At 71.1% G+C, this 9553-nt stretch carries 5 protein-coding genes and 1 pseudogene; 4 read left to right on the top strand and 2 right to left on the bottom strand.

The features are described 5' to 3' along the window. Both ACWD0Y_RS35090 and ACWD0Y_RS35085 read right to left on the bottom strand, forming a co-directional pair. Positions 1 to 1163, bottom strand: a 1163-nt coding sequence (locus ACWD0Y_RS35090; protein WP_450264314.1) for a beta-ketoacyl synthase N-terminal-like domain-containing protein, incomplete at its 3' end; no start/stop codon positions are given. Between the two features lie 43 nt (positions 1164 to 1206). After that, a pseudogene (locus ACWD0Y_RS35085) lies at positions 1207 to 5280 on the bottom strand (type I polyketide synthase); the annotation flags it as partial. A gap of 260 nt (positions 5281 to 5540) precedes the next feature. On the opposite strand from ACWD0Y_RS35085, the gene ACWD0Y_RS35080 reads away from it, so the two are divergent. The 4 genes from ACWD0Y_RS35080 (at position 5541) to ACWD0Y_RS35065 (ending at position 9497) form a co-directional block, all read left to right on the top strand. Then, positions 5541 to 6944, top strand: a complete 1404-nt coding sequence (locus ACWD0Y_RS35080; RefSeq protein ID WP_450264313.1) for a glycosyltransferase — start codon at positions 5541 to 5543, stop codon at positions 6942 to 6944. A 12-nt stretch (positions 6945 to 6956) separates the two neighbouring features. Continuing rightward, on the top strand, positions 6957 to 8012 hold the full coding sequence (locus tag ACWD0Y_RS35075; protein ID WP_450264312.1) for a DegT/DnrJ/EryC1/StrS family aminotransferase: 1056 nt from the start codon (positions 6957 to 6959) through the stop codon (positions 8010 to 8012). Positions 8013 to 8042: 30 nt separating this feature from the next. After that, positions 8043 to 9218 carry a cytochrome P450 gene (locus tag ACWD0Y_RS35070; RefSeq protein WP_450264311.1) on the top strand — a complete coding sequence of 392 codons (1176 nt, stop codon included), beginning with the start codon at positions 8043 to 8045 and terminating at the stop codon, positions 9216 to 9218. 84 nt (positions 9219 to 9302) lie between these two features. Beyond that, positions 9303 to 9497 (top strand): ferredoxin, encoded by a 195-nt coding sequence (locus ACWD0Y_RS35065; protein ID WP_450264315.1) that lies wholly within the window; start codon positions 9303 to 9305, stop codon positions 9495 to 9497. Positions 9498 to 9553 lie beyond the last annotated feature (56 nt).

The following is a 9553-nucleotide window of genomic DNA, read 5'->3' as shown; positions in this document are numbered from 1 at the left end:
ACGCCGGCGACTCCGGCGGCGGCCTGGGTGTGACCGATGTTGGACTTCAGCGAGCCGAGCCACAGCGGGCGCTCGGGGTCGCGGCCCTGGCCGTACGTGGCCAGCAGGGCCTGCGCCTCGATGGGGTCGCCGAGCTTGGTGCCGGTGCCGTGCGCCTCCACGGCGTCGATGTCGGCGCCGGTGAGTCCTGCGGTGGCGAGGGCCTGGTGGACCACGCGTTCCTGGGAGGGGCCGTTGGGCGCGGTCAGGCCGTTGGACGCGCCGTCCTGGTTGACCGCCGAGCCGCGGATCACCGCGAGGACCTGGTGTCCGTTGCGCCGGGCGTCCGAGAGGCGTTCCGCGACGAGTACGCCGACGCCCTCGCCCCAGCCCGTGCCGTCGGCCTCGTCGGAGAAGGCCTTGCAGCGGCCGTCGCCGGCCAGGCCGCCCTGCTTGCTGAACTCCACGAAGACCGAGGGTTCGCTGAGTATGGTGACGCCGCCGACGACGGCCAGCGAGGACTCGCCGTTGCGCAGCGACTGGCAGGCCAGGTGCAGCGCGACCAGTGAGGACGAGCAGGCGGTGTCGACGGTGACGGCGGGGCCTTCGAGCCCCAGGGTGTAGGAGATGCGTCCCGACAGCACGCTGGCGGCGGTGCCGGTCAGGGCGTGTCCCTGGAGCGCGCCGGCGGCGGCCGCCGACGGCGCGCCCCAGTGGTAGGCACCGACGAACACCCCGGCCCGGCTGCCGCGCAGCGCGGTCGGGGCGATCCCCGACCGCTCCAGGGCCTCCCAGGTCACTTCCAGCAGCAGTCGCTGCTGGGGGTCCATGGCCAGCGCCTCGCGCGGGGAGATGCCGAAGAAACCGGCGTCGAACTCGGGTGCCTCGTAGAGGAATCCGCCTTCGTGGGTGGCGCTGTTTCCTTCGCCCGTCCCGGTGAGCCGGTCGAGATCCCAGCCGCGGTCCGCGGGGAATCCCGATATGGCGTCGCCACCGGATTCGACGAGTTCCCACAGGGCTTCCGGGGAGCGGACTCCCCCGGGCAGCCTGCAGCTCATTCCGACAATGGCGATGGGTTCATTGTCCTTGAGTTCCAGTTCTCCGATGCGCTGACGCGCACGGCGGAGATCGGAAGTGACTCGCCTCAGGTAGTCGACGACTTTGTCCTGCTGATCTTCTGGCACCGGTCCGTCCTCATCATCGGGTCGCGAACGAAAGCAGCAATTCTTATGTGGTTTCGAACTCTTCATCGATGATGTCGAGCAGTCTGTCGACCGACACCGTGTCGATGTCCTCGCCCGAAGCACTCGGCGCGGGGGGTGTGGATTGCCGGAGGGTGGAGATGATTTTCTCCAGACGGTCGGCGATCATTTGGCGTTCGGAACCGTCCGACGTCGCCTGGACGGCGGCCTCGAACCTGGCGATCTCGTCCTCGGCGGATCCCGTCGCCGAAGCGGCGGGTGCGGCGAGGACCGTGGCGAGACGCCCGGCGATCCGTGCGGGGGTCGGGAAGTTGAAGACGAGGGTGCTGGGCAGCGGCCGGCCGGCGAGTGCGCCGAGCCGGTCGCAGAGCTCGACGCCCGCGAGGGAGTCGAAGCCCATCTCCTTGAAGGCCTGGTGGGCACCGATGGCGTCCGGGCTGCCGTGGCCGAGCACCGCGGCGGCCTCCGACCGTACGAGATCGAGCAGATGGCGCTCCCGCTTGGCCTCGGGCAGCCGCTCCAGCTGCTCGGACAGGGTGGGCGCGTGGTCGTCCCGCACGACCGGCCCGGCCGCGGGCGGCCGAGTGGTGCGGGCGGTGCCGGAGTCCGCCGCCGCCCTGGGCCCTGAGATCATCGGGACGGGGGGAAACTCGTGGGCCGACAGCGGGCGCACCCGCAGGGTCTCGGCGGTGAGCACCGGGGCTCCGGAGGAGTCCGCGGCCGCGAGCCGCAGCACGGTGCCCGGCCCGTCCTCGCAGGGGGCGATCCGCACCCGCAGTGCGGTGGCTCCGCCGGCGTGCAGGGACACTCCGCGCCAGCGCTCGGGAAGGCTGCCGTCCTCCGTCATGACGGCGTGCCGCGCCGCGTCCAGCAGGGCGGGGTGGAGCCCGTACGCGGCCGCGTCGGACGCCTCGGCGGGCAGGGCGACCTCGGCGAAGGTCTCCTCGCCCCGGCGCCACAGCGCGCGCAGCCCCCGGAAGACCGGGCCGTACTCGAAGCCCTGGTCGGCGAGGCGTTTGTAGCACCCCTCCAGCTCCACCGGCTCGGCGTCCCGCGGCGGCCAGACGTCCGTGCCGGAGCCGAGGTCCGCGCAGACCGGCGGTCCCTGGTGAGCGGGGACGAGGACGCCTGTCGCGTGCCGGGTCCACGGCTCGTCGACGGCGCCCTGTGGCCTGGAGTGGAGGGTGACGGCGCGCCGTCCGATGCCGTCCGCCGCGCCGAGGCGCACTTGCAGGCGTACGGAGCCGTGCTCGGTCAGGATCAGCGGTGCGGTGGGGATCAGTTCCTCGACCCGGTCGCAGCCGGCCTCGTCGCCCGCCCGGATGACCAGCTCCAGCAGGGCCGTTCCCGGCAGGGTGATCCGTCCCGCGATGACGTGCTGGGCGAGCCAGGGGTGGGTGCGGGTGCAGAGCTCTCCGGTGAACACCAGGCCCTCGCCGTCGGCGAGTTCCAGGGTGCCGCCGAGCAGCGGGTGCCCGGTGGCGCCCGTCCCCTGGTTCCCGGCGCCCGCGGGCGGGGCCGGCCAGTACCGCTCGTGCTGGAAGGCGTAGGTCGGCAGGTCGATCCGCCGGGCGGCCGTGTCCGCGAAGAAGGCCGCCCAGTCGACGGGGACCCCGACGGCGTGCAGCCGGCCCAGGGTGGCGACGAGGGCGTCCTCCTCGGGCCGGCCCTTGCGCAGCGCGGGGACGACGGTCATGGGGCGGGCGGCCCCGCCGAGGCTCTCCGCGGCCATGGCGCTCAGCGCGCTGCCGGGGCCCAGCTCCAGCAGGACGTCCACGTTCTCCTCGCCGAGCGCGGTGACGCCGTCGGCGAAGCGCACGGCCTGGCGCACATGGCGCACCCAGTAGTCGGGGGTGCACAGCAGGGCGCCGGCCGGTGCGCCGGTGAGGTTCGAGATGACCGGGACGGCCGGCTCGTGGAAGGTGAGCGTCTCCACGACGGCGCGGAAGTCCGCCAGCATCGGGACCATCAGCGGCGAGTGGAAGGCGTGGGACACCGGCAGCCGGCTGGTCTTGCGCCCCTGGTCCGCGAAGTGCGCGGCGATCTCCAGGGCCGCGCTCTCCTCGCCCGCGATCACCACGGACGCGGGTCCGTTGACCGCGGCGACCGAGACCCGGTCGGCGCGGCCGGCCAGCAGTGGCAGGACCTCGTCCTCGGCCGCCTGCACGGCGATCATCGCGCCGCCCGCGGGCAGGGCCTGCATCAGTGCGGCGCGGGCGGTGACCAGCCGGCAGGCGTCGGCCAGCGAGAGCACGCCCGCGACATGGGCCGCGGTGATCTCGCCGACCGAGTGGCCGCCCACCACGGCGGGGCGGACGCCCAGGGACTCCACCAGCCGGAACAGCGCCGTCTCGACGGCGAACAGCGCGGGCTGGGTCCAGCCCGTACGGTCCAGCTCCTTCGGGTCGTCGCCCCACATGACGTCGCGCAGCGGACGCTCGAGGTGCCGGTCCAGTTCGTCCACCATCGCGTCCAGGGCGCGTGCGAAGGCCGGGAAGCGCGCGTGGAGTTCGCGTCCCATGCCCAGCCGCTGGCTGCCCTGGCCGGGGAAGAGGATCGCGACGGCGCCGTCGCCGGCCTCGTCGCGGGCGACCTCGGTCACGTCCTGTCCGTGCGCGAGCAGGACCGCCCGGTGCCGGAGCGCGGCGCGGCCCGTCGCCAGGGAATGGCCGATGTCGAGGGCGGTCGCTTCGGGGGCGTCGGCCACGAAGTCGTCGAGCCGGGCCAGCTGGTCGGCCAGCGCCGCCTCGGTCCGGGCCGACACGAGCCAGGGCACCACCGCGGGCTCGGGAGCCGACGGGGGCTGCTCCGTCTCGTCCGGGGCCTGCTCGACGATGACGTGCGCGTTGGTGCCGCTGATGCCGAAGGACGACACGCCGGCACGCCGCGGCCGTCCCGCGGGGTGCCACGGGGTCTGTTCGGTCAGCAGCTCGACGGCGCCGTCCGTCCAGTCGACGTGCGAGGTGGGTTCGCCGACGTGCAGGGTCCGGGGCATCACTCCGTGGCGCAGGGCCATCACCGTCTTGATGAATCCCGCGATCCCGGCCGCTGCCTGGGCGTGCCCGATGTTCGACTTGAGGGAGCCCAGCCGCAGCGGGTGGCCGGGCGGCCGGTCCTGTCCGTACGTCGCCAGCAGTGCCTGCGCCTCGATCGGGTCGCCGAGCTTGGTGCCGGTGCCGTGGGCCTCGACCATGTCGACGTCGGCGGCGCGGAGTCCCGCGTCGGCCAGTGCCTGGCGGATCACCCGCTCCTGCGACCGGCCGTTCGGAGAGGTCAGGCCGTTGGAGGCGCCGTCCTGGTTGGTGGCGCTGCCGCGCAGGACGGCGAGTACCCGGTGGCCGCGGGCCCGCGCGTCGGAGAGCCGTTCCAGGACGACGATGCCGGCCCCCTCGGCCCAGGCCGTGCCGTCCGCGTCGTCGGAGAACGCCTTGCAGCGTCCGTCGGGGGCCAGCCCACCCTGGCGGGAGTAGCCGACGAATCCCACGGGGGTGGACATCACCGTGACACCGCCGGCCAGCGCCATCGAGCACTCCCCCGCGCGCAGCGAGCGCGCCGCCCAGTGCAGGGCGACCAGCGAGGAGGAGGAAGCGGTGTCGACGGTGACCGCGGGACCTTCGAGGCCGAGGGTGTAGGCGAGCCGCCCGGAGGCGACGGCCGGTGACAGGCCGGTCATGGCGTGGCCCGCGAGGTCTTCCGGGGACCGCTGGGTGACGGCGGCGTAGTCCTGGCCGTTGGTGCCGACGAACACGCCGGTCCGGCTGCCGTTCAGGCCGTGGGGGTCGATCCCCGCGCGTTCGACGGCCTCCCACGCGGTTTCCAGCACCAGCCGCTGCTGCGGGTCGGTGGAGATCGCCTCGCGCGGTGACATGCCGAAGAACTCGGCGTCGAAGTCGGCCGCCCCGTGAAGGAACCCGCCTTCGCGCGTCACGCTGCGGTCCGGTCCTTCGCCGGCCAGCGCGTCCAGGTCCCAGCCGCGGTCCGCGGGGAAGCCGGATATCGCGTCGCGGCCCGCGAGGACCAGGTCCCACAGCTCCTCGGGGGAGCGCACTCCCCCCGGATAGCGGCATGCCATCCCGACGACCACTACCGGGTCTTGGTCGGCTCCGATCGTCATGACGTTGCACACCCCTAGGAAGTCGGGCCCGGACACCTCTTCGTTCCGGATCGTAGGTGCGTCAACGCTGTACTTTTCCCTAAGGAATTCCGGGACTCGGCACGGAAGACTAGGGATTCTCCGGAGCGTGGTGTGAGACCAAGTAACTGCTCCGCTTCAACGCGCGGCGCGGCCACCCGGCGACCGGCCGTGTGGGTACCTGTGGCGCCTGCCGTTGGGGCTGTCACTTCCGGAGGGTGTTGTCCATGGGCTCGATTCGGCGGCCTGTCCTGTTCGTCAGCTATGCCGAAAGCGGTCTCCTGAACCCGTTGCTCGTACTCGCGGAGGAATTGTCCCGCCGCGGTGTCGAGGACCTGTGGTTCGCGACCGACGAAAAAGGACGCTCGGATATCGGCGCGGCCACCGTGAAAACGCCCGTGGAGTTCGCGTCGCTCGGTGATGTGGTGCCGCAGATGTCGGCCGTCACCTGGGACGACGAGACCTATCGCGAGGTGACGCAGCGCTCGCGTTTCAAGGCGCACCGCGCGGTCATCAAGCACTCCTTCGCACCGGCGTCGCGGGTGGACAAGTACAAGCGCCTCGAAGCCATTGTCGACGAGGTGCAGCCGGCGCTGATGGTCATCGAGTCCATGTGCCAGTTCGGGTACGAGCTGGCCATCACGAAGGGGATTCCCTTTGTGCTCGGCGTCCCGTTCGTGCCGAGCAATGTCCTGACGTCGCACGTCCCGTTCGCCAAGTCGTACACCCCGAGCGGCTTCCCGGTGCCGCACTCCGGGCTGCCGCTGGACATGACGTTCGCGCAGCGGGTGGAGAACCAGCTGTTCAGGCTGCGGACGCTGGGAATGTTCATGACCTCCTCGATGCGCAAGGTGGTCGAGGAGGACAACCGGATCCGCGGAGAGCTGGGGATCTCGCCCGAGGCGCGCCAGATGATGGCCAGGATCGATCACGCCGAGATGGTGCTGTGCTACTCGGTGCCCGAGCTGGACTACCCCTTCCCGGTGCCGGAGAAGATGCGGCTGGTGGGCGCCATGGTGCCGCCGCTGCCGCAGGCCCCCGACGACGGCGGTCTCTCCGACTGGCTCGACGCCCAGCAGTCCGTGGTCTACATGGGTTTCGGCACGATCACCCGGCTGACGCGCGAGCAGGTCGGCGCGCTGGTGGATGTGGCACGGCGGCTGGCGGACGGCCACTCCGTGCTGTGGAAACTCCCCAAGGAGCAGCAGGAGTTGCTGCCGCCGCACGAGGAACTGCCGGACAACCTGCGGATCGAGAACTGGGTGCCCTCCCAGCTCGACGTCCTGGCCCATCCGAAGGTCGCCGTCTTCTTCACCCACGCGGGCGGCAACGGATACCACGAGGGCCTGTACTTCGGCAAGCCGCTGGTGGTGCGCCCCCTGTGGGTCGACTGCGACGACCAGGCGGTGCGGGGCCAGGACTTCGGGGTCAGCCTGACCCTCGACCACCCGCAGACCGTCGACGCCGACGACGTCGTCGACAAACTCACCCGGGTGCTCACGGACAGCACGTTCCGTGAGCGCGCCGAGCACTTCTCGAAGCTGCTGCGCGCCGCGGGCGGCCGGGCTGCCGCCGCGGATCTCCTGCTCGGCCTTCCTGCCCTGTCCGAACCCGCTCTCGCCAACGACTGATCGAAGGATCCGATGTCATACACACAGCCCGTGTCCAAGCCCTGGCTCGGCGGGCGTGAACTCGAATACGTGACGGACGCCGTCAGCGGCGGCTGGATCTCTTCGCAGGGACCGTACGTCAAGAAGTTCGAGACCGCGTTCGCCGAGTACAACGGGAGCGCGCACGGTGTCGCGTGCTCCTCCGGGACGACGGCGCTGACCCTGGCGCTGCGCGCGCTCGGTGTCGGCCCCGGCGACGAGGTGATCGTCCCCGAGTTCACGATGATCGCCTCGGCCTGGGCGGTGTCCTACACGGGCGCCACCCCCGTCTTCGTGGACTGCGGGGACGATCTCAACATCGATGTCTCGCGCATCGAGGAGAAGATCACCCCCCGCACCAAAGTGATCATGCCGGTGCACATCTACGGCCGCCGGTGCGACATGGACCCGATCATGGATCTGGCGCATCAGTACGGCCTGCGCGTGGTGGAGGACTCCGCCGAGGCGCACGGCGTGCGGCCGGTCGCCGACATCGCCTGCTTCTCGCTCTTCGCCAACAAGATCATCACCGCTGGGGAGGGCGGGATCTGTCTCACCGACGACCCGTACCTCGCCGAACAGATGGCCCATCTGCGGGCGATGGCGTTCACCAAGGACCACAGCTTCCTGCACAAGAAGCTGGCCTACAACTTCCGTATGACGAGCATGCAAGCGGCCGTCGCGCTGGCGCAGACCGAACAGCTCGACTCCATCCTGGCCACCCGCCGGGAGATAGAGCGCCGTTACGACGAGGGCCTGAGCGGCATCGACGGGATCACCCTGATGCCGCCGCGCGACGTGCTGTGGATGTACGACCTGCGCGCCGACCGCCGCGACGCGCTGATGGACTTCCTCAAGGACGAGGGCGTCGAGACGCGGCTGTTCTTCAAGCCGATGAGCCGCCAGCCCGGATATCTCGACCCCGTCTGGCCCTCGCTCAACGCGAGCCGCTTCAGCGAGGACGGCTTCTACCTGCCGACCCACACCGGACTGACCGCGGACGACCAGGAGTTCATCGTCGGGAGGGTCCGCAAGTTCTACGCCGCCTGAGCCGTGTCCGACCCCAGGGAAATTGAGAAGATGACAACTGTCGACAGGTGCCCGGTCGCCTTCCCGCTGCGGCAGCCCGGCCAGTCGTTCCCACCGCCCCAGTATCTGGAATTCCGTGAGCAGGAAGGGCTGGTGAGCACCACCCTGCCCTCCGGGGAGCTCGTGTGGCTGGTGACCCGGCACGAGGACGTCCGCGCGGTGCTCACCGATCCGCGGATCAGCTCCAATCCCTCGCACCCCGGCTTTCCCCGTGCGGCCAAGACCGGCGGTGTGCCGTCCCAGGACGAGGTGCCCGGCTGGTTCGTGGCCCTGGACCCGCCGGAGCACGGGCGGTTCCGCAAGACGCTGATCCCCGAGTTCACGGTCCGCAAGGTCAGGGAGATGCGGCCGGCCATCCAGCAGATCGTGGACGAGCGCATCGACGCGATGCTCGCGGCGGGCGACACCGCCGATCTGATCGCGGACTTCGCGCTGTCCGTGCCGTCCCTGGTGATCTCCAGTCTGCTCGGCGTGCCCAACGCCGACCGCGACTTCTTCGAGACCAGGACCCGGGTCCTGGTCACGCTCACCTCCACCGACGAACAGCGGCAGGCGGCCTCGAAGGCACTGCTGCGCTATCTCAACCGGCTCATCACCGTCAAGCAGAAGCGGCCGGGCGACGATCTGATCAGCCAGCTGCTGGCCGACGGGACACTCAGCAAGCAGGAGCTGTCCGGCGTGTCGATGCTGCTGCTGATCGCCGGGCACGAGACGACGGCGAACAACATCGGGCTCGGGGTCGTCACCCTGCTGTCCAACCCGCAGTGGATCGGCGACGAGCGGGCGGTCGAGGAGCTGCTGCGCTACTACTCGGTGGCCGACCTGGTCGCCTTCCGGGTGGCCGTGGAGGATGTGGAGATCGGCGGGCAGCTCATCCGGGCCGGCGAGGGCATCATCCCGCTGGTCGCCGCCGCCAACCACGACGGGACCGTCTTCGAGCGCCCCGACGAGTTCGACCCCAGCCGCTCCGCCCGCTCGCACGTGGCGTTCGGGTACGGCGTGCACCAGTGCCTCGGCCAGAACCTCGTCAGGGTCGAGATGGACATCGCCTACCGGACGCTGTTCGAGCGGATCCCCACGCTGGAACTGGCCGTTCCGGTGACGGAGCTGCCGATCAAGTACGACGGGGTGCTGTACGGGCTGCACTCCCTGCCCGTCCGCTGGTAGACGCGCCACCGCAGCACGAGACGACCGGGCCGCCCGCGACGGGCGGCCCGGGCACGACCGCAGGTAACCGACGGAGGAATGACAGTGCGCATCAGCGTGGACACCGATCGCTGTGTGGGGGCCGGACAGTGCGTCCTGTCGGCTCCCGACGTCTTCGACCAGGACGACATGGGCATCGTCCTGGTCCTGGCGGAGCCGGCGGACGAGCCGGCCCGGGAGGCGGCGTGGCAGGCGGGGGTGATCTGCCCGTCCCAGGCGATCACCGTGAGCGAGAGCTGACCGGCCGCCGCGCCGCAACGGGCTGTGCCCCCCACCGGTGGTGGGGGGCACAGCCC

This window comes from Streptomyces altiplanensis (assembly GCF_053591575.1).
The sequence above is the reverse complement of the archived record's forward strand: the minus strand, read 5'-3'. Positions and strand labels throughout refer to the sequence as shown.